General features: G+C 58.4%; 8 protein-coding genes. All 8 read left to right on the top strand.

The features are described 5' to 3' along the window. The first annotated feature begins 10 nt into the window (after positions 1–10). A complete protein-coding gene (locus FAZ98_RS00630) occupies positions 11–1,717 on the top strand; it encodes a TadE/TadG family type IV pilus assembly protein (RefSeq protein ID WP_158947796.1) in 1,707 nt (568 codons plus the stop codon). 2 nt (positions 1,718–1,719) lie between these two features. Continuing rightward, positions 1,720–2,991 (top strand): glycosyltransferase family 87 protein, encoded by a 1,272-nt coding sequence (locus tag FAZ98_RS00625; RefSeq protein WP_158947794.1) that lies wholly within the window; start codon positions 1,720–1,722, stop codon positions 2,989–2,991. A gap of 870 nt (positions 2,992–3,861) precedes the next feature. Beyond that, the gene (locus FAZ98_RS00620) at positions 3,862–4,794 is read left to right on the top strand and encodes a helix-turn-helix transcriptional regulator (RefSeq protein ID WP_158947792.1); all 933 of its coding nucleotides are present in this window, start codon (positions 3,862–3,864) and stop codon (positions 4,792–4,794) included. Continuing rightward, entirely contained in the window at positions 4,794–7,661 is a 2,868-nt protein-coding gene (locus tag FAZ98_RS00615; RefSeq protein ID WP_158947790.1) for a DEAD/DEAH box helicase, read from the top strand. The genes FAZ98_RS00620 and FAZ98_RS00615 overlap by 1 nt, the downstream gene beginning before the upstream one ends. A gap of 17 nt (positions 7,662–7,678) precedes the next feature. Further along, entirely contained in the window at positions 7,679–12,607 is a 4,929-nt protein-coding gene (locus FAZ98_RS00610) for an Eco57I restriction-modification methylase domain-containing protein (RefSeq protein ID WP_158947788.1), read from the top strand. A 173-nt stretch (positions 12,608–12,780) separates the two neighbouring features. After that, complete coding sequence (locus tag FAZ98_RS00605) at positions 12,781–14,385, top strand: HNH endonuclease (RefSeq protein WP_158947786.1); 1,605 nt, start codon at positions 12,781–12,783, stop codon at positions 14,383–14,385. A 12-nt stretch (positions 14,386–14,397) separates the two neighbouring features. Beyond that, a complete protein-coding gene (locus tag FAZ98_RS00600) occupies positions 14,398–20,733 on the top strand; it encodes a DEAD/DEAH box helicase (RefSeq protein WP_158947784.1) in 6,336 nt (2,111 codons plus the stop codon). Beyond that, the gene (locus tag FAZ98_RS00595) at positions 20,730–22,817 is read left to right on the top strand and encodes a UvrD-helicase domain-containing protein (RefSeq protein ID WP_158947782.1); all 2,088 of its coding nucleotides are present in this window, start codon (positions 20,730–20,732) and stop codon (positions 22,815–22,817) included. Before FAZ98_RS00600 ends, FAZ98_RS00595 begins: the two co-directional genes overlap by 4 nt. Positions 22,818–23,026: the final 209 nt, after the last annotated feature.

The raw sequence follows: 23,026 nt of genomic DNA, 5'->3' as shown, positions 1-23,026 counted from the left end.
GACCGAATCCGTGACCGCAATTCCCTCTACACAGCGCGCGCCGCGCGCGCCACGTCAGCCTTCGCGCCAGCGCGCGCGCCCGTCGAAACAGCGCGGCGTCTCGAGCCTCATGCTGCTCGTGCTGCTGATCCCGCTGCTGCTCTGCGTCGGGATCGCCGTGGACATCGGGCGCATGGTGCAGTTTCGCTCCGACCTGCAGAACGCCGTGGACGAAGCCGCGCTCGCGGGCGCGGCCGTGTTCATCGACTCGACGCAAAGCTCGCTCGCGTCGAGCGTGGCCACGAACTATTTCAATCGCGCGATTCTGCCGATCGCCATCTCCGTCTCGGCGCCCACGGTCACGACCAACGCGAGCGGCACCATCAACCCGACGCTCGGCACCTCGGCCGCCCACTCGGTGACGGTGAGCGCCACCGCACAGGTGCAGACCACGCTGATGGCGCTCGTCGCGCCTTCGATGGCGACGATCAGCACGACCGCCACGGCGGCGAACCCGGTGGTGCAGGCGAACCTCGCGTTCCCGACCCAGGTCTCGGCGGCGTGCGACGGCAACAGCGTCTATCTCTACCAGGTGCCGCAGAATTCGACCAAGACCGGCTACGACTATTCGAGCGTGCCCGCCTACAGCACCGACAACTACTACCGCATTTACACGAGCTATTCGCCGAGTTCGTCGATGGGTCAGGCCGTGAGCCAGAACCTGCCCACGTTCTCCGTGAACCAGCCGCTCGGCGTGATGATGCGCAACGACACCAACGGCAACGTCGGCAATTCGAACTGCGGCGTGACGGTCACGGGCGCGAACTCGTACGGCGCGCCGAGCGGATCTTCGCAGGCGTTCTATTCGTCGCTGCTGATGAACGGTCAATCGCCCAGCGAAAACTCGAACTACACCTACTCGGCGACGGTGTCGGTCACCACGACCAACACGCAGACGACCACCACCACGACCGGCTATGGCGCCGGTACCTCGACGAGCAGCAGCAGCAGCTACAACGTGAACTCCTACTCGCTCACGTTGCCGCCCAGCACGCTGTATCCGAGCGGCCGGACCGTTTCGGGAACGAGCTCGAATCTGCCTTCGGGCTACGATCAGCTCACGATGATCTTCGGAACGAGTGCGCCGAACAACGCGAATTCGGGCTGCACGACGGTCGGAACCCCGACCACGACGAACGGAAACACCACGACGACCACCTCGCAGTCGAGCACCTGGTACAACCAGACCACGACCAAGACGGTTTCGACGCCGACCACCACCGTCACGCAGTACAGCTGCAAGACGCAGTACCGCACGAGCCAGCAGGGCACCGGGAATTGCTCGCTGTACGTGCAGACGGGAGCCGGGGTGACGAAGAGTTATCTGTCCGGTATCTCGACGAGCTCGCAGGCGCCCGCCGCCGCGCGCGGCAGCTGCTTCGACATGACTTCGGCCGGCGCGAACTATTCGGCGCCGAGTTGCGCACAGCTTTCGGCGCTCGCGAGCGGCAGCGGGTCGACAGCCGTCGCGCCCGCGGCCGTGTTCTGGTGGGACGACGCGGGCGGCGTGGGTCCCGGCGAGCAGTACTACAGCCCGTCGTCGCATTGCTCGCAGATCACCTCCGGCAGCCCCGGCTACGGCGAGGACTGCCAGTACAAGAACATGGTCGTGGCGTTGCAGTGTCAGTCCAGCGGCGGCAGCGGAACCGGCTACACGGCCGTGGTGTTGACGAACTAAAGATGAATGCAGGCAAGAGCATGAACGAGGCGCGCCCTTTCGCTTCCCCACCCGCCAGGCACTGGCTGAACCCGGCGCGGTTGCGCGCCTATAGCGCCGTGGTGCTGTTCTCGTGGGCATTCTTCGTGGTGAGCACGGGCTGGAAAATGTGGCGCACGTATGGTCAGCCCAACGGCATGGACTTCCGCACCTTCTGGATGGCCTCGCGTCTGTGGCTCGAAGGGACGCCGCTCAAGGCCTATTCGTTCGACGCGCTCACGCAAACCGCCAAGCGGATCCAGCCGCTGCTCCCCGACGCCGCGCCGTTCTTTTATCCGCCGAATTTCCTGCTGTTGCTGCGGCCGCTCGCGCTCGTGCCGTGCAGTGTCTCTTCGCTGGCGTTCACCGCCCTCACCACGGGCGTATTCGTGTATCTGGTGCGCAAGATTCTGCCGATGCGCGCGGCGCTGCTGCCGATTTTCGCGTTTTCCGGCATGTGGCTGAACATGGCGCAAGGGCAGAACGCCTGCCTCACGGCGAGCTTCGCGCTGGGCGCGTTCCTCCTGCTGGAAAAGCGGCCGGTTCTGGCGGGAGTCTGCATCGGCATGCTGTCGATCAAGCCTCACCTGGCCATCCTGTTTCCGGTGGCGCTCGCCTGCGCGGGCATGTGGACGGCGTTCGCCGCGGCGGCCGTCACTGTCGTGCTGTTCACCGGTTTGTCAGTGGTGGTGTTCGGCCCGGAAGCCTTTCCCGCCTTTCTGCAGGGCATGCATCTCGCGCGCAGCGGTCTGGAAAGCGGCGCGCTGCCGTGGGGCCGCATGGCCAGCTTCTTCGCGACGCTGCGCCTCGTGCACGTGCCCGTGTTCTACGCCTACCTCGGGCAAGCTTGTCTCGCGATCGTGGCGACCGTCACGGTGGCGTGGGTCTGGCGACGTTCGACCGATCTGGCGCTGCGCGCGACGGCGCTGATCGCGGGCACGTTCATGATCAGCCCTTATCTCTACAACTACGATTCGCCGTGGCTGGGCGTGGCGCTCGCATTCTTCACCGCCAAGGCGCTGCGGGATGGCTGGCTGCGCTGGGAGCGCGAGATCATTTGCGTGGCTTGGATCTATGCGCCGTTCGGCGACCTGTCTGGCGACTTTCTGCACGCGAATTTTGTGCCGCTCGTGTATGGCGCGGTGTTGTGGATGGCGGTGCGACGGGTGCGGGTGGAGCTTTTGGTGAGGACGGCGGAGGACACCGATGCTCATGCGGCGGGGGAGATTCGCCGGGAGGCGGTGGTTGGGAGGTGAGATGGGGGGGCTGCGTTGACGATGGACGTCTCTAGCTCTTCGCGCTCACTGGTTCGCGCCACGCCCGGTGGCCTCGCAACCAGGTCAGAACCTCGGATTTAAGCCAGACGCCCCCTCCGACCAGGAATTTTGATCCAGGTTGGTAGCCGATGGGCGCTCGCGTGGAATTTCTGAATATCGTTGCAGTAGGTCGGCGAAGATACTCTCACCGAGTGCCTAAGCATTAAGGACACGATTAGAAAGTGCGGGCCCCAGCATCGTTGGAAGTGACCTAAGTGGTCCACGGACCTGTAATTGAGACAGGTACGGTCCCCCGAAGTGCGTTTAGATACGCATTTAGAAGTCAGCCGCAAGCTCTGCGGTAGGTACTTCACGTAACCCAAAAATCTCTCCGTGCTGTTGCTAGGGGGACATTTTTGGGAGGTTGCGCGGGAATTTCGGGGAAGCTGGAGGGGGCGGCGCACTGCCAAAACAAAAAACCCGCGAAGCCTTACGCTACGCGGGTTTCGGTTGAATCTATTGGTGGGCGGAGGGCTCCCAAACTAATCCGCCTATCTCCCAGCCTATAAGGCTCACAAAGCCGGAGAATAAGAAGATGCCCCCAAAGTTGCCCCACCATTAAAGTGCCTAGTTTCTCTAGGCGTAGCCACCTCGCGATAGCATGGAAAAATTCTACGCGTCTTTGAGCGGTGTGACTCAAAAGCAACAGCATACCTACGCCTTACAGACAACCGCGTGGCTATCGACTGAACACGCGACCGGCCTTGCAACGGCTCCGGAGATGGGCGCTCGGAAAGCACGACCTAGCTAACATCATCATTTTGATGATATAAAGCGTCCAGACCAAAATGAATAACGACGGCTCCTGCAATGACCCCAGCTGCCGGACCAGGCAATCGTACGGCGACCAACCTATCTCACGCGCAGCGTGAGCGGCTGGCCTACATCGAGTTTCGCCTCTATTTCACCGGCGCACTTGGGCGCGCCGATCTGATCAACCGTTTTGGTATTGCGCCGGCCGCCGCAACCCGTGATTTGGCTTTGTATCGGGAATTGGCTCCAAACAACATCCGCTTCGATGGCAGCACCAAGCTATACCGCTTTGGTGTTGCGTTCGTCCCTATGTTTCACCGATCGTCGCATCGTGCTCTAATCGCCCTCTCCCACGGCTTTGGCGAAGGCGACGATGCTGAACCTGCTGCCCTACTGGCCTGTGAAACACCCGCATTATTGTGCCCGCCGCCGCTCGACACCTTGGCCACCGTTTGTCGTGCGATCAAAGCGCGCCAGCCCTTGGCCATTCGCTACAAATCTGCGAGCAGCGAAGAGACCGAGCGGGTCATAGTACCGTTCGCTCTCGTTGATACGGGTATGCGCTGGCACGTTCGCGCCTTCGACCGCAAACGCCAATCCTTCCGCGAGTTCGTACTCACCCGCATCGACGTCCTGAATGCGATCGAAGAAGAAGCTCTCCTGCACGAGCGCCCGGAGCACGACAACCAGTGGAGCCGCACGATCGATCTGGAGCTTGTGCCTCATCCACGCCTAGATTGTCCCGAGATCGTCTCTCGCGATTACGGCATAACTGACGGCACGCTGCACCTCCGCGTGCGTGCCGCCGTGGCCGGTTATATGTTGCTGCGTTGGGGCGTGGATTGTTCACCCGACCACAATCTAACTGACGAACAGTACCGTCTTTGGTTGCACAACCCCATGACTCTTTACGGCGTCGAAAACGCCCGGCTGGCGCCCGGCTATCAAGAACCCGCGTGCCCCGCAACTTCCTCACAGGCAATTAACTGATGCAACTGACTCAAGCCCCCGCACCAGGTGCACGCGCGCTAATCCGCGACGAAGAATGGATCATCCAGAGTGCGGACCAATGCAACCTTGGAGGCTGGCAACTCTCCTGCATTGGCGTGTCGGAAACCGTGCGAAACCGCCACGCGTTATTCCTTAGCCAGCTTGAGGAAGTTACGCTGATCGATCCGGCTAAGACCGAGCTGGTGAACGACGATTCCCCGACCTTTATTGCTGCGCGTCTCTTCATCGAAGCACGCCTGCGGCAGTCCGCCTTGCAAAGCGAAGCTGTGGTGCTGGGGCATCATGGCGTAATGGATGCCTTGCCCTTTCAGCTCGCGCCCGCGCACACGGTATTGCAGCAATTGCGCCCGCGCCTATTAATCGCCGACACGGTGGGCTTAGGAAAAACGCTTGAAGCCGGCATTCTAACCACTGAGCTCATGCGCCGAGGTAAGGCCCGCCGCATCTTAGTGGTCACCACGAAGAGCATGATGCGTCAGTTTCAGCAGGAGTTTTGGAATCGTTTCACTATTCCTTTGACGCGACTTGACTCTGCGGGCATCCAGCGAATCCGACGTGACATTCCAGCCAATCACAACCCATTCAGCTACTACGACCGCACGATCATTTCGGTTGATACGTTGAAGCGCGACAGCGAATACCGACACTACCTGGAAAGCGCCTGGTGGGATCTAATCATCATCGACGAAGCCCACAATGTCTCGTTTAAGGGAAACCGCACACAAAGCAATCGTCTCGCCGACCTGCTGGCGCAACGATCCGACGCTTTGATTTTGCTCACCGCCACACCGCACAACGGGAGGAAGGAGAGCTTCGCCAGCCTGATGCGCATGCTCGACCCCACGGTCTTGCCGCCTGGTGCCGATTACACTCGCGGCGATGTGGAGCACCTTTTCGTGCGCCGATTCAAAAAAGATGTTCGCGAGCAGATGAAGCAGGACTTCCCGGAGCGCGAGGTGTTCCGCTTGTCGTGCAGCGCCAGCCCGGCGGAAAACCTCGCCTTCGATGCATTGGCAGAACTCAAGCTGGCGAGCGACGGGACGAGCGCACGCGAGGGCGCCATGCTGTTCCGCACCGTTCTGGAGAAGGCCCTCTTTTCCTCGCCCGCTGCCTGCGTACAAACGCTGAAAGAGCGCCTGCGGAAGCTGGAAAGCAAAGTTCCGAGCCATCCTGACCTGCCAATCTTGCGCGACCTGCAAAGCCTGGTACAAGCCATCAGTCCAGACAACTTCAGTAAATTCAAGCATCTCATTCAACGGCTCAAAAGCGATCCGCACTGGCGCTGGGACGGCAACGACCCGAGCGACCGCCTCGTGATCTTCACTGAGCGTGTGGAAACCCTGAAATTCCTGCAACGAGAACTGCCTAGAGCCATAGGTCTCGAAGATGACACCGTAGCCATTCTGCATGGTCAACTGCCCGATCAGCAAATACAGGAAACGGTCGAAGACTTTGGCAAAACCCACTCGTCACTACGTCTGCTGATCGCATCCGACGTCGCTTCCGAAGGCCTCAATTTGCACTATCAGGCGCATAGGCTAATCCACTTCGATATTTCCTGGTCGCTGATGGTCTTCCAGCAGCGAAATGGACGTGTTGACCGCTACGGTCAGACCCGCACTCCGAAAATCGCCTACCTGCTCACAGAGCCGCGCAACGAGCGGATCCGTGGGGACCTTCGTTATCTGGAAATCCTGATCGACAAAGACGAACAAGCCGCCAAAAACATCGGCGACCCCTCGGCCTTCATGGGCCTGTATGACGAAGAACTGGAGACCGCAGAGGTCGCCAAGGCCATCGAAGGCAACAGCACCGCCGAGGCCTTTGCCGCGTTGCTGGCCGGCAACGACATCGACCCTTTCGAGGCGCTTTGGGGAAGCGTGGACGAGGTGCAGGACACCACGTCTACCGAACCCGTCGCCCCAGACTGTGCTCCCACCGCCGAACTACCGAGTCTGTTCCACGACAGCTACTGCTATGCCCGAGACGCCCTACGTTGGCTGAGCCATCAGGCGCCGCGGGAGCACCGGCCCGTGCAGGCCGACGACATACATCGCACCTTGAGCTTCCAGCCCAGTCGAGATCTGGCACAGGTGCTGGGGCGAGATCTCGCGGACGAAATGTGGCCCAACGACAATAGCTTCTCGCTCAGTGCGGACAAGAAAGTGGTCGAAACCGCAATCAAGCATGCCCGCGATACCAACGCATGGGCTCAAGTGCATTATCTTTGGCCGCTGCATCCGATTGCGCAGTGGCTGGACTACAAGCTCATGGCCTTGTTCCGTCGCCAAAGCGCTCCGCTTATTCGTGTTTCGCAGGGCTTGGCCAAGGACGAAGCTGTTGTCCTCGTCCTCGCGCAGGCGCCCAATCGCCGTGGTCAGGCTGTGCTGGCCGAATGGGTCGGTGTAAAGGTCGGCCCTACCGGTCAGATCCATGGGGTGCTGACTCTAAACGAAGTCCTGCAACGAACCGGGCTATCGAATGACACCGGCCACACCCTGACCAATGATGGCCAGGCCCTGAATAGCCATACGCTGCAGCAAGCTTTGCCCGAGGTGATTCAGGCTGCCCAAGCTCATATCAAGCCAATCAAGCACGCCTTTGAAGCCGATTGTCGGGCACGGTTGGATCGGGAACTTGGCAAACTGAAAACGTTACAAGACAAGCACCTACATCAGCTGGAGCTGGACTTCAGGCAGGGTATCGCGCAAGTCAACGCTGCGCGCCGCAGGCAAAAGGAAAGTGCCACGATTGATCTGTTCAACAACTACCAGCAATGGATTCGCGACACCCTGCAACTGGACGACCGCGTCCAGTTCACAGTCGTCGCTGGCCTGATGGCCTGAAGAGGGGAACATACAGCATGAGTTTCGCCATCACCGGCCTTGCCAACGCCAACGAGTTCTATAGCCAGCACTACCTGGACGAAATTCTCGAAAAGGATCTCAAGCCCCTGTTCGAGCGCTGGAAAGAGCAGGGAAGCGATAGCCCCGTTTCCCGCCTACGCGCCGCCAGTGGCGCCAACGGCTATTTCCGCGCGCGCGAACGATTCCTTGCCGAGCGTAGGCAAGACGAGCGCACCAGCATGTTGCTCGATCTAGCCGAGCCGCTTCTGCAGGCGCTGGGCTATGCCCTGAATCCGCAGACCCTACCGCTGGCAGATGGCGAGCTACCGGTTCTCGCTGTGTATCGCGATGCCAAACAGCTCCCCATGCTCGTGATCGCCGCCGCCGTGGCCGGACCCGGCGACGAGGAAACCAGCCCGTTGCAATTGGCGCCACTACGCACGGTCGACGACAAGCGGGGTAAGCAGGTCCAGCCCGACTGGGAAGAAACCCTTACCAAGCGTCTGTTTGCGCACGATCAGCCACCGCGCTGGGTGCTGTTGGTGCACCACGAACAATGGATGCTGATCGAGCGAAGCAAATGGGGCCGCAAGGCATTATTGCGCTTCGAGCTACCCGAGCTGTTTGGCCCGCGTGACGAACGCCAATTCCGCACCATGGCCGCACTGGCCGGCGCCGAATCCGTACTGCCGGCAGAGGGTGGCGTGGCGTTGCTCGACAGCCTGGATGACAGTTCGCATAAGCATGCTTTTGAGGTCTCCACCGACCTCAAATACGCTCTTCGCGAATGTATCGAGGTGATTGCCAACGAGGCTATTCGCTACAAACGTGAGGTCGCCAAGGAAAAAGTCTTTGAGCGCAATGACACTGACTTGGCCGACCAGCTTAGCCGTGAAAGCCTGCGCTATATGTATCGGCTGCTGTTCCTGTTCTACATCGAGTCGCGCCCCGAGTTGGGCTACGCGCCGATTGATGCCGAAGCCTATCTCAAAGGCTACAGTGTTGAACACCTGCGCCAACTCGAGCAGACTCCGCTCACCACGCCCGAAGCACAGGACGGCTTCTACTTCCATGAGAGCCTCAGGCAACTGTTCAACCTGATCTGGCAAGGCTTCCCCGCCGGTGATGCCGCCAATGTTCAGCTTGACTTGACCACTACTCACGATCGCCCGCTTGACACCGGTTTCACTATCGCCCCGCTGCAAGGACACCTGTTCGACCCGGCGCGCACGCCACTCCTGGGTAGCATCAAGCTGCGCAACCGCGTGCTGCAACGGGTAGTCGAGCTGATGTCGCTTTCTCGTGGCACCGGCAGAGGAGGCCGTGGCCGCATTAGTTATGGCACCTTGGGCATCAACCAGCTTGGCGCAGTGTATGAGGCCCTCCTGTCGTTCCGTGGTTTCTTCGCAGAGGAAGATCTCTACGAAGTGCGACCCGACCCAAAAGGTAAGAAAGCCCCCAAGATGGAGGATGAAAGCGAAGAAGACGGCGAAACCGACGATGCGGACGATGTCGATTTCGAGCTCGATGTCCCTAGTGCCGCGGAAAGAAAGAAAGACGCCGCGCTCGATCCGCTGGAGGCCGCCTATTTCGTGCCGGCCAGCAGCATTGCCCAATACACAGACGCCGAACGTCTATTTGGCGGTGAGCCACGTCTCTATAAGAAGGGCACTTTCATCTACCGCTTGGCTGGACGTGCGCGGGAGAAATCCGCCAGCTACTACACCCCCGAGGCGCTCACTCAATGCCTCGTCGAGCACGCGTTGAAAGAGATGCTTCCTGGCAAGAGCGCAGACGAGATCCTCGAGGTCACCGTTTGCGAGCCTGCCATGGGAAGCGCGGCCTTTTTGAACGAGGCCGTGAACCAACTGGCTGAGGCCTACCTGCAAGCCAAGCAAAAGGAATTAGGTCAGACCATCGCCCACGAGGACTACGCGGAAGAAAAACAGCGGGTAAAAATGTACATCGCCGACAGCAACGTGTTTGGTGTGGACCTTAACCCCGTAGCAGTGGAACTCGCCGAAGTCTCGCTGTGGCTCAATGCCATTTTCAAGGGCGGCCATGTGCCCTGGTTTGGCCTGCAGCTGGTCGACGGTAACTCACTGGTGGGCGCGCGGCGCGACGTATTCAGCACCGCACAGCTCAGCCCCGGCAAGGGTGAAAATGGCCAGCCCGAGCGTGACTGGCGCGCCGCAGTACCTCGTGCACTCGCGCTAGCGCAATCCCCGGACAGCACTGACATATTCCACTTCCTGCTGCCCGCCGACGGCATGGGCAGTATCAGCGACAAGGTGGTGAAGGCGCTCGAACCGGCAGCGGTTGAACAGTTCAAGCAATGGCGTAAGACCTTTTGCGCCCCGCTGGCTCGCGATGAAATTGAGCGAGTGCAAAAGCTCGTCAAGGCGGCGGAGGCCCTGTGGCAACAGCATGCCGAGGAACTCGCTCGCGTGCGCCGCGCCACTTGCGACGAGCTGCACGTGTGGCCCGACTCGACCGGCAACCGCGCACCGACTTCCACCGCGCAGAAGGATGCCGCCTACCAGCGAGAGATGTTGAGTGAGCACCAGATAAACGCAAGCCCCTACCGCCGCTTGAAACTGGTGATGGACTCCTGGTGTGCGCTGTGGTTCTGGCCGCTGGAACAAGCAGAGAATCTGCCCACCCGCGAGCACTGGTGGTTCATTTTGGAAACCGTTTTGCTGGGCAATGCCAGCCTGACCGCCGCGCCAGCCAATGACTTCTTTCCAGAAACCATTTTGCAGCAGGGGTTGGATTTTACCCCGGAGCGCGACCGCTACGGCCTTGTTGATATCGAAGCGCTAATTGCCGCTCTGCCACAATTGCAGGTGGCGCAGGCTGTGGCCGCGCAGCAGCACTTTATGCACTGGCAGTTGGAGTTCGCCGACCTGTTCAAGCAGCGCGGTGGCTTTGATGTGGTCCTCGGGAATCCGCCGTGGATCAAGGTGGAGTGGAACGAGCAGGGACTGCTTTCGGACTTCGACCCGCGCTTCGCAATTCGGAAGCTCAGTGCTAAACAGGCTACTGACCAGCGCGACGCTGTGTTTGTGGCGCTGCCGCAGGCCAAAGCTGACTACTTGGCTGAGTGTGCCGCCACAGAGGGCATGGGGCAGTTTTTGAACGCCAGACAGAATTACGGTCTACTCGAAGGGCAGAAAGCCAATCTATACAAATGTTTCTTGCCATTGGCATGGCGCATTGGTTGCGGAGTTCAGGCATTGCTACATCCGGAAGGTCCATATGAAGATCCTAAGGGAGGCAAGCTGCGCGAGGCGATATATAGCCGCCTGCGCGCGCATTTTCAGTTTCAGAATGAACTGAAGCTTTTTGCAGAAATCGGTAACCGAGTGAAGTACAGCATCAACATCTACGGAAATGAACGGGCGGCCGCTTTCAGAACGATGGCGAACGTGATGCATCCGCAAACTACGTTTTCCTCCCTAGCACACCCCGGCGGCGGTGCAACGCCTGGCATCAAAAGCGAAGCAGGCAACTGGGACTTCACCGGTCACCGAAACCGCGTTATCGAGGTCGATGCTTCGTTGCTTTCTACCTTTGCCTTGCTCTACGACGAGCCTGGCACCCCGTCCATGCAAGCGCGTCTCCCGGCAGTGCATAGCCGAGAATTAGTTTCGGTGCTAGAAAAATTCGCACGTGTCCCTCGTAGGCTTGGCGATCTGAACGATCATGAATTCACCGCTGTTTGGTTTTTCGATGAAACTGCCGCGCAACGCGAAAAAATAATTATGCGTCGCACAGAATTTCCCGAATCACCGTCTACCCTTGTCCTTTCGGGTCCACATTTTTATGTTGGGAACCCACTGAACAAAACACCTAAGCGAGTTTGCGAAACACATAAAGCTTACGATCCGCTTGATCTGGAATTTCTGCCAGACGATTACTTGTCACGTAGCAATTATCGTCCTGCTTGTGCGATGGACGCATATATCAAGCAGGTACCGCTGGTCAATTGGGTTGAGGACAATGAAAGTCAGAGCAGACCGGTAACGGACTATTATCGACATATAAACCGAGAAATGATTAGTACCTCCATGGAGAGATCTTTAATATCTGCGATCATTCCAAAAGGGGTTGGACATATTCACGCCTGCATAAGCACAACGTTTCGCACAATAAGTGATCTACTCGATTTCCACTCAATGACTCTCTCCCTGCCTTTGGATTTTTTTATGAAATCTACTGGGTCTGGGCATGCCAACTTGGCCTATTTGAGTCGATTGCCAATGCTTGCGGACGTGTTCCCGTCAGCTTTGCGCAACCAAATGCATTTAAGAGCACTGGTACTAAGCTGCCTTACGAGTCACTATGCCGACCTTTGGCACAAGACTTGGCTACCGAGCTTTCAACACGAACGCTGGGCCAGCAGCGATCCTCGATTGCCTTCTGATTTTTTTGTTGGGCTTACGCCCGAATGGAAACGTCACTGTGCTTTGCGCAGCGACTACGCTCGACGCCAGGCGTTGCTAGAGATAGACGTGCTGGCTGCACAGGCGCTCGGACTGACATTGGACGAACTGCTGACCAGCTATCGCGTACAGTTTCCCGTGATGCGCCAGAACGACCAAAACACCTGGTACGACGCCGAGGGCCGCATTATCTTCACCGCCAGCAAGGGTTTAGCGGGCGTTGGTCTTCCACGCAAGCCCTCCAAGAAGGAGCTCGAGTGCACCCTGTCCATCCCAGGGGGGCAGAGCAAAACCCTGCGGCTCGGTTGGGATGACTTGATGCCTAGAGAGGGTAAGCCGCAAGTGCCCGATGGTACCGTAATCAAACGCCCGATCAATGACGACACGCAGCCGGGTAATTCGATGCATCGAATCATCCGGTATGTCGCCCCATTCACTCTCGCAGATCGCGAAGCCGATTACCGCGTGGCTTGGGCTCATTTCGAATCGCAGGGAGCATGAGGATGATGAGCGAGACAGGGCCCCTATTCTCTGTACCCAATGACAGTAACCCGTGTGAGGTCATCGTCGCCGGCATGCGGACTCCGTTCGATGAATACGATGCGGCGCCCGAGCTGACATAGCGATAAAGCTCGAAAGACTGTTGGACATTCACAAAAATAAGGAGAGCAGTAATGGCCTCGTTGTTTCTGAACCGCCTAAGCGCAGATGACCGTAACGCGTTGCTTACCAAGCTGCATCAAGCCCAGCACGGGCATTGTTTTATCTGCGAACAGGCTGTCGATGTTCAACTTCATAAGGATAGCCTGGACATTGATCATGTAGTGCCGCTGAAAAACGGCGGCAAGGATGATCCGAGCAACTTCGCCTTAACCCATGCAAGCTGCAACCGCTCCAAGCAAGCCAGCAATCTTGAGATAGCACGGGTCCTGCAACGCTTCGTCGCGCTAAAGGAGAAGCTGGAACCGGAGAACCGCAGCCCCAACCTGGGCGACATCCTTAACAGCGCGGGTGGCGGAAGCGCCGAGCTGAGCTTCAAGCTGGACGCACAGCAGCTTCAATTTACCCTGAGCGCCTGCGGCGACGAGCGCATCCACAGCGTGCCGCTATATGAGGACGAGCTAAGCGGGTTTAACTACTTCTTCGTCAAGTTGCCGATCCAGTACTTGCGCCACGATGATCGTATCAATCCGCGCGCGATTGGCAGCAATATCAGTAAGCTGGTTGAGGAGTTCTACCAGAAGCGACCGCAATTGCATGTGCCATTGGCCTGGTTGAGCTCGGAAGGCGGCAAAGGCGCCGTGCATGTATTCGATGGCCAGCACAAGGCGGCCGCGCAAATCATGCTAGGTGCCAAAGCATTGCCTGTGCGCGTTTTTATCGACCCCGATGCGGATACGCTGATTACCACCAACACCAATGCGGGTACTACGCTCAAGCAGGTTGCGTTCGACAAGTCAGTTCAGCGGCACCTGGGCAGCACGCTGTATCAGGACCGTATCGAACGTTACCGCCGGGAAACCAGCCGTAAGGATGATGATCTGGCGTTCAGCGAGCGCGATCTGGTGAACTATTTTAAAGGCCAATCGCGCGAGATGAAACGCTACATTCTGGACGCGGTGCGCGATGGAGTGACTTCGTCACCCGATAACAAGCTGCGCGACTTTATCGACTATGGCGGTCGCGGTAAGGAACGGCCACTGTCATACAGTTCCATCGACAAGACGTTCTATTCATTTTTCATCTATCAGGAAGTGTTGGAAACCCGTCTGGACCATGGTGTCGACGATGGTGAAAACCCGCGAGAGTTGGAAACCGCGCAGCTGGTTCGTTTGATGAACGTGATTGCCGAGGAGATTTATATCGGCAAGTTCGACAGCGACATCGGTACTGACAAGATCGAGAATCAGCTGCAAAAAGGTGAAACCTTCCCTCACGCACATCTATGCGCTTTCCGCATGAGCAAGGAGGAGGTGATCTACAACTGGCTGCGGTTTGTTCGGCAGATCGCGATCAACTACTTCATCACCACCGGCAAGCCAATTCAGGAGAACAAGCTGTTCCAGTATCACTTCGCGGAACAGCTGTGGATCAATATCCGCAATTTTGTTCGAAACTTAGCAGCACTACCCCTGTGGGTCAATAAGGACCTGTCGGCAACGGTGTTCGGCGGCAAGCAGAACAACAGCTTCTGGCAAACCGTGTTCGAGACCGGCAAGAGTCCACAAGGTGTGCAGGTGATGGCGCAGGGCATCAACCTGGTCGAAATGATCAAGTAAGGATCGCACCGAATGCAGCCATTAATCGTCGCTCAGCAAGTAACCACGGGGGTTGCAGATTTTCTGCGCACCGCCTTTCCGTCGACCACGCCTGGATTTGTCGGGCTATTGGAGCGCTTTCTGGCCGAGCGCGACAATATCCTCAAAGGCCCATATCTGACGGTGCCGCTACCGTTTCGCAAACAAGCGAACGCTGGGCGGGCACCATTTAGCTGGCTACCTGCAGGCTTTGTGCCGCATGCTCACCAAGCCCGTGCCTTTGCCCGACTCGTCGGCGAAGATGCGCAGTCGACGCTGGTCGCCACCGGTACCGGTTCGGGCAAGACGGAGTGCTTTCTTTACCCAATTCTGGAACATTGCCGAGCGGCCCGCGCTGAGGGGCGACGCGGCGTCAAGGCGATCATTCTCTATCCGATGAATGCGCTGGCCGGCGATCAGGCCGGACGTGTGGCCAAGGAAATAGTCAAAGCAGCAGGGCTGACCGGCATTCGCGCCGGCTTATATGTGGGCGATACACCGGCGGTGGACTCGGATGTGGTACAGCAGTTGGACGAGAAGACCTTTACGGTCATTACCGATCGAAATGCGCTTCGCAGCGCCCCGCCTGACATCCTGCTGACCAACTACAAGATGCTGGATTTCCTGCTGATTCGAGCGGCCGATGCGCCGCTGTGGGCGCACCAGCAACCGGATACCCTGCGCTACCTAGTGGTAGATGAGCTGCACACCTTCGACGGCGCACAGGGCACTGATCTTGCCTGCCTGATCCGCCGTTTGAAAGGGCGGTTGAATTGTCCGCCCGGGCAACTTGTTTGCGTGGGCACCTCAGCCACGTTGGGTGATGAGGGCGTTGGCGATTTGCTGTCCTTCGCCGGAGATGTGTTTGGTGAAACACTGGACGAGCGGGCTGTCATCGCCGAGGATCGCGAATCGGTGGGTGCCTATTTAGCCGAGGCGGTGGTCGAGTTCACTCGAAGTCCTCAGCCGACGGATATCGCATTGCTGGCGCCGGAGAATTTCGACGATATACCAGCTTACCTGGCAGTACAGGCAGCACTGTGGTTTGCCCAACCCTGCTCGGCGGAGCAGGTGCGGGACTTTGGCTGGCGCTGTGCGTTGGGCGAGCTTCTGAAGTCCCACTTTGCCTTTCAAAACCTGTTGCGCGATTTGGAGCGGTTAGGGCCCAAATCGGTACTGCTAGATGACCTGCTAGCGCTGCTGAAGCGGCGCCTGCCGGCCAGCGAGGAGGAACGCTACCCGCTGTTGTGGTTATCCAGCTTGCTGGCATTGGTGGCCCACGCGCGAAAGCCGGGGCCTCAGGATTTCTTCCTGCAGGTAAAAGTCGAAATCTGGCTGCGCGAGCTGCGTCGCATGGTGGCGGCACTGGACATCGAGCCGGTGCTCAGACATCACGATGATCTGGCCAAGACCGATCAGGGACAGGTTTATTTGCCGGTCTTGCACTGCCGCGACTGCAACGCGACAGGCTGGGGCGCCACCCTGACGAAGACTAGCCCCAATCAGCTGGGCGCCGATCTGCGCGCGTTCTATAGCGCGTTCTTTGCCGAGGACGTAGCGACGCGCTTTCTGTTTCCTGCGACCGAGAGTGCCCAGCCCAAGGTGTTCGAGCGCAAGCGAGTTTGCCCGAAGTGTGGCACTTTGCATCAGCTGGCTCAGGTCGAATGCTCGCATTGCGGTCATGGGGTTTTGCACGCAGTGGATTTGACGGCGAATCTACGTGAAGTCACACGAAATGGCGCCAAACTTACCAAGTCCAATCACGACTGCCCGTACTGCTCGGGCTACAACTCGCTGACCATTGTCGGATCGCAAGCCGCCAGCCTGGCCGCAGTAATGCTGGGCCAGCTGTTTGCCTCCCGCTTTAACGCAGACAAAAAGCTGATCGCCTTCTCTGACTCGGTCCAGGATGCCGCGCATCGTGCCGGGTTCCTTGCCGCGCGTACCTGGCGCCTAAACCTTCGCCCAGCGTTGACGCAGGTCATTGCAGCGGCTCACGAGGCTGGCCAGCCGCTGACCTTGGCAGATTTGCCAAAGGCATTTGAACAACGCTGGCGTGACGGGACGGGTGATGCCCAGTATGTTGCCAATTTCCTACCTCCTCAGCTCCATTGGCTGCGTGATTTCGAAACCCTAATGAGTGAGGGTGCGCTACCCGAAAACAGCGATCTGCTACGTTTGCTTGGGCGAGTACTGCCTTGGGTAATCAATGCTGAATTCGGCCAGGATGCGCATGTAGGCCGTACTTTGATGGCTACTGGTACTGCTAGCGTCCTGCCAAGCGAAGGCGCGCTGGAAGCTGCCGCCGACTGGCTGTTGCCTCGCCTGCGCGAGCAGCTTGACGAGTTGGCCGGCACATCCCCACAAGAAGCTTTAGTGTTTCTGCGTGGTTTGGTGGAGGAGATGCAGCGCTCTGGGGCCTGGCGGGATAATGGCTTGGCGTTTTATGCCCGTATGGGTTGTAGTCCTTGGGTGTACAAGAAGAATCCGGCCGAGTCCAAGATGATCTCTGGCCCGCGTCCGCCACGATTTATCACGCTGCCAGAGTACCAGCGCTGCGTCAGCATCGGAGGAAGCCATGCGCAACTCTTTCGCGCTTGGGCCTTCAAGGCCCTTCCAGTTTTGCATGATCTCGCCCTTGGAGCTGATGCACTGTTAATGCCGTTGTATCGCCTGGCACTGGAAGCGCTTAATGCAGCAAGATTGGTTGGCTTTGAACAAGCTGAAGGGCACAAGCACGACATCCGTGTTTGGGGACTGGAGCCTGCGGCCTTCTTTGTCACATTGGGCGGACAAAAATGGCGCTGCGGGTGTTGTCACGCGGAGCTTCTGTCTGGGCCAACTGAGGAGCTAGTTGGCCAGCCCTGTCGCCGGGGAGATTGTCGAGGGTTGCTGGAGCCTGACGACGCGCGGGGTGATTTCTACCAAAAGCTATATCTGCATGCCGATATTCAGCGGGTCGTAGCCCATGAGCACACCGGCCTGCTACCACGTGAAACCCGAGAGGCGGTGGAGCGCAATTTCAAGGCTAACAGCGGGCGCCCTGGCGAGCTGAACGTGTTGTCGGCTACGCCAACGTTGGAAATGGGTATCGACATCGGCGATCTGTCCAGTGTCTTACAGTGTTCGGTACCGCCGCAGCAGGCCAACTATATCCAGCGCGCGGGCCGCGCCGGTCGCAGCACCGGTAACGCCTTGTTGATGACCATGGCGACCAGCAAGCCGCATGACCTCTATTTTTGGGATGACCCCAAAGACATGATTGCGGGGACGGTTCAAGCTCCCGGAGTATTCCTCAATGCCTCTGCGGTACTAGAGCGGCAGTTGACTGCGTTCACCTTGGATTGTTGGGTGCAGGAGGCTGGACGCGCGGCGCAGATCCCCGTGGAAGTTCGCGCTGTGTTCAGCGCCATCGAGAATCAGACGACCAGTCGTTTTCCCTATCCCTGGTTGGACTATGTCGAGCAGAATCGGGCGACACTGCTCGATCGTTTCCTGCGTTTGTTCAACCAAGGCGCGCAAATGCCTTTGAGTGATAGCACGCAGCAGTGGCTAACCAAATTTGTCGATGGAGGAGCAGACGCTTCCGGGTCATTGCCCTGGAAGATCGTTCATCGCTTACAGGGTATTGCGAAGGATGTCGCAGAGCTCAAGCGCCAACGCGAGCGCACGGTCAAGGAAGTCGACAAGCTACAGGCACTGGCAGTGCGCGGCGAAGAACAAGAAGCGGAACTTGCGCGCCTGCTTCAGGAGCGCAGCGCGCTCTCGAGGCTCATTGGGAGCATTGAAGGCAAAGCCACGCTGAATGTGCTTACCGATGAAGGGCTGTTGCCTAATTATGCCTTTCCTGAACAGGGAGTGCTGCTGCGCTCGATCATCGTGCGCGAATCCAAGACAGGTGGAAATACCGCAGATCCGCTCACGTTCGAATACGAGCGCCCCGGGTCGTCGGCGATCACAGAGCTGGCGCCCAACAATACCTTTTACGCTGAAGGGCGGCGGGTGGTAGTCAACCAGGTGGACGTTTCCAAGATCAAACCTGAGGCCTGGCGCTTCTGCCGGCAATGTGCCTATGCCGAGCCGCTCTCTTCGGGCGATCCCCACGCACATTGCCCTCGCTGCGGCGACACCCTTTGGCGTGATAGCGGCAGGGTGCGCGAGATGCTGCGCCTAACCACGGTGTTTGCACGCACCTTGGATCGTGACAGTCGCATCGCCGACGACTCGGATGAGCGTCAACGTGGTTTCTATGTTCGCCAGGCCTTGGTGGACAGCCCGCCTGATGCAGTGAAGCAGGCCTTTGTGATCGACAAGCCCGACTTTCCCTTTGGCTTCGAGTTCCTCGACCGGGTGACCTTCCGCGAGGTGAACTTTGGTGAGCAATCGCCAGACGCATCACCCATGCAGATCGCCGGCGAAGAGTTGAACCGACCAGGTTTCACCATCTGTCCTGAGTGTGGCACTTTGCACCGTAAGCGCACAGCTGAGGAGATGCATCGTAACCACTCTGCGTGGTGCTCACGGCGCAAGAACCCGGAGGCAAGCACGCAGCAATGCATTTTCCTGTACCGCGAATTTTCCAGCGAAGGCATTCGGGTCTTTTTGCCCGACGTCGGTTTTGCCGATACGAAAGAGTCGCTGATGAGCTTTGTGGCGGCTCTGGAGTTGGGGCTGGCACGGCGCTTTAGAGGAGCAGTCGATCACCTGCGCATTGCACTAGATATGCGCATGGCAGCTGGTTCGGACACCCCACGCACCTATCTGGTCATTTACGACAGCGTGCCCGGAGGCACGGGCTATCTAAAAGACTTGATGCGTGCCCCCGAACCATTGCTCGAAGTGTTCGAGCTAGCCTTGCACGCACTCAACACCTGCGGTTGCAATCAGGACAATGACGCCGACGGCTGTTACCGCTGTGTGTATCGCTATCACAACAGCTTCGATCGCAAGCTCATTTCTCGCCGCATTGCACAGAAACTGCTGAACGACGTCACGCAGTTCAAGGGCAGTTTAAAGCCTGTCACCCATCTGGCAGGGCAGGCTCCCAGCAATCACTTGCTGGAAAGCGCACTCGAAAAACGTTTTGTGGAGGCATTACGCCACGACCACAGCGGGCTGAGGTTTCAACTGAGCGATGCTCTGTTTAAAGGAAAGCCGGGCTATCAGGTTCAGGCAGGGACGCGGCGTTGGCGTTTGGAGCTACAGGTTAACTTGGGGCAGGCCAATGGGGTGGTAGTACCCTGTAAGCCAGACTTCGTGTTCTGGCCTGACGACGCCAATGATGACTTGCCTGTGGCGGTATTCGTGGACGGCTGGCAGTGGCACAAAGACATTGTGTTAACGGATCTGGCCAAGCGCATGGCGTTGGCCAAGAGCGGGAAGTTCGCCGTCTGGACATTGACTTGGGATGACGTAGACGCAGTGCTGCAAGGTAAGCAGGCGGCAGCTCCATCTGTCTGGCCGTCGTTGTTCGATGACAGTGCGACTCCGGTGCTTCAAAAACTTTGCGCTGCACAGGGCATCGAGGTTCTGCAGGACTTCAAGGCGCGGTCGCCATTCGCTCAGCTGCATAGGCGTCTGGCCAGCGGCTCACATGTCGCGTTGCGCAAGCTGGCGATGGCATTGGCCGCGAGCCTGATGGTCCCGGCCGGTGATTCAGCTGCCTTGCAAAGCATGCAGGACGGGGACTTTTGGAAGCGGCTTGATGATCTGAATTTACTACCCGATTTGAGCCAAAACCGCCTTAGCCTGCGCCAGCTCGGAACAGCATTGACACTTGCAGTTGCTATCCACCCGGATCAGCTCAAACAGATCATCACCGGCCATGTTGGCGTCGAGTCTGAACCCTGTGTAGTGGGGCACTGGCAGGACGTCGGTTTGCCGGATGCCGAGCGGCTTTTACGTTGGCAGCAGCTTTGGCAGTTGTTGAACCTGTTGCTGCCGTTGCGAGGCATCTGGGTTGGTGCGGCCGATATGCCGGGCCTGCCAGCCATGCAGGATTGTCCGGTGTTCAATAGCCACTCCGCCAAGCTTTCCCCGGCTTGGCTGGAGGCGTTGGAGTTTGCAGCGCAAGAGGTACAAGATTGGGCCATGGCATTGGCCGAGCTAGGTACAGATTCACCCGAGCCCGGTTATGAACTTATGGGCGACAAAGGGCGCGTTCTGGCGCAAGCCGAGTTGGCTTGGCCCGATCAACGCGTTGCCGTGCTGTTGCCTAGTGCAGAAACAGACGCCAAGGTATTTGCCGAGCACGGATGGCTAATTTTTATCGTGGACGGTGGTGCGCTGCCCTCCGACCTAGAGAACACATTGATGGAGACGAAGGCATGACGCTGGCACCCAAGATCGCGATGTCCGATGACTTTTTGAAGGCGTTTGCGGCAGTCCCTCGCTCCCACCAGCAGGCAGTGTTGGCCTTTGTGGCCAAATTTCGCCAGAACCCCATGGCGAGTGGGATCAACTATGAGCGCATACGCGATGCTGCCGACCTAAATATGCGATCGGTACGAATCAACGAAAACATGCGTGGCATCGTTTTAAAGCCAGATGTCGGCAATGTCTATTGTTTGCTATGGGTTGATCAGCATGACGACGCCTATCATTGGGCGCGGCGTCATCGGGTAGGCGTTCATCCTGACGTGGGTAGCATTCAGGTTTATGCTGTACAAGAAGAATCCACTCCAAGCGAGAAGCCTGTTGCCGCGCACACAGCGAGCTTGTTCGATGCGCTCAAGGACAGGGAGATCCGCAAATTAGGCGTGCCAGACGACATGCTGGTCGCGGTGCGCGCTGTTACTACAGAAAATGGTCTGGAGGCGTTGGAGAAGCAGTTACCGGATGAGGCCTATGAGTCCCTATATCTGTTTGCTGCAGGTGAAACGCTCGATAAGATCTTGTCCGATCAAGCCGCGCCGAACAACGTTGATACCACCGACTTCAGTGCCGCACTCGAGCGCGACAGCACGCGTCGACACTTTGTAGTATTGACCGACGACAGCGACCTCGAAGCCTTGCTGGCTGCGCCGCTCGAGCGCTGGCGAGTATTCCTGCACCCCAGTCAACGTAAACTAGTCGAACGGGATTGGAACGGTCCTGTGAAAGTGACTGGGGGAGCCGGCACCGGCAAGACCGTGGTAGCCATGCACCGCGCTGTACGATTGGCCCGTCAATACGCCGCACTGCCTGGACGGCCTGTAGTGTTCACTACGTTCACCAAGACTCTGGCAGAGGACATCCGCAGTCATCTAGCTCTCCTATGCACCCCGCAGGAGCTTGAGAAAATTCAAGTGGTTAATCTCGATCAATGGGCGTCGGGCCTGCTGCGGCGCTTCGGCTACCCGCATAGCCTTCTATACAACGAATCGGATCGCCGCCGCTTTTGGGAGGCGGCCATGTCTGCCCTGCCGGCAACGGTCGATCTATCAGCTCAGTTCTTGCGCGCAGAATATGATCGGGTCGTGCTGCCTCTCGGCTGCGAAACCGCCGAGGACTACATGCGTGCCAGCCGTGTCGGCCGTGGCGGGCAACTGAGTCGACCGATGCGCAAAGCAATCTGGCCGGTTTTCGCCGAGTATCGCTTCCAGCTGAATGCCGCCAACCAGCGCGAGCCAGAAGATGCCTTCCGAGAAGCGTGTCAACTACTACGCCGAGAAAAACCCGAACTGGGCATTCGTGCCATGGTGGTAGACGAAGCCCAGGACATGAGCCCCGCTGCCTTTGAGCTGATCCGCACCGCCGTAGAACCAGCCGCCAATGATCTGTTTGTGGTTGGCGACGCGCATCAGCGCATTTATCGACACAAGGTGGTACTTAGCCGGGTAGGCATCCAGGTACGCGGCCGGAGCGCGAGCTTAAAAGTGAACTACCGTACAACCGACGAGATCCGTAAGTGGGCCTGCGCTCAGCTCGAAGGCTGCGAGGTGGATGATCTGGACGGCAACCTCGATACTCTTCGAGGTTATCGCTCTCTAACCCATGGCGACGCGCCGGATATCATCGTGTCGGCTTCCCAGCAAGAGGATATTGCACATATCCGAGCGATCCTGAAGCAGTTGCAGGACGATGACATGGAGTTACGCCAAGTGTGCATTGTATCGCGCACGAATGACGACCTGAACGGCATTGCAAATGGGTTACAGCAGACTGCTATACCCTGCCTAAGACTGGACAGCTCGACTGCTGACGATTCCTCCATGCCAGGCGTTCGCTTAGCGACAATGCACCGTGTTAAGGGGCTTGAGTTTGGTGTAGTGATCGTTGCCGGGTACCACGGCGCGGTGCGCTATGCTGAACAATTCAGCCGAGACGACGATGCCGGTGTCGCCGAGGACACCGAGCTTGCAGAACGCTGCCTGTTGCACGTTGCGGCCACGCGGGCCAAGCGGAATCTGTTTGTTTTATCACGTTCTGCATGATCGTCCACGCATCCGTAGTCGCGTGTTTGTTAGCAGTAGCCCCCAGGCTGGTTGAAAGTCTGGGAGTCACACGGAGCATTTACCGTGCAGGTACCACGTGCAAAAAGAGAGCTACTTGCCAGCAAGCCAGATGAGGGCAATATCCTTCACGACCGTTGATTCGAGCGCAATTCCAAAGTGTCCAGCAGTTCGTGCAACGCGGACATCGC

Origin of the sequence: Paraburkholderia acidisoli, assembly GCF_009789675.1 — a bacterium.
GTDB lineage: Bacteria > Pseudomonadota > Gammaproteobacteria > Burkholderiales > Burkholderiaceae > Paraburkholderia > Paraburkholderia acidisoli.
Note: the sequence above shows the minus strand (reverse complement) of the source record. Positions and strands in the feature narration are given on the sequence as shown.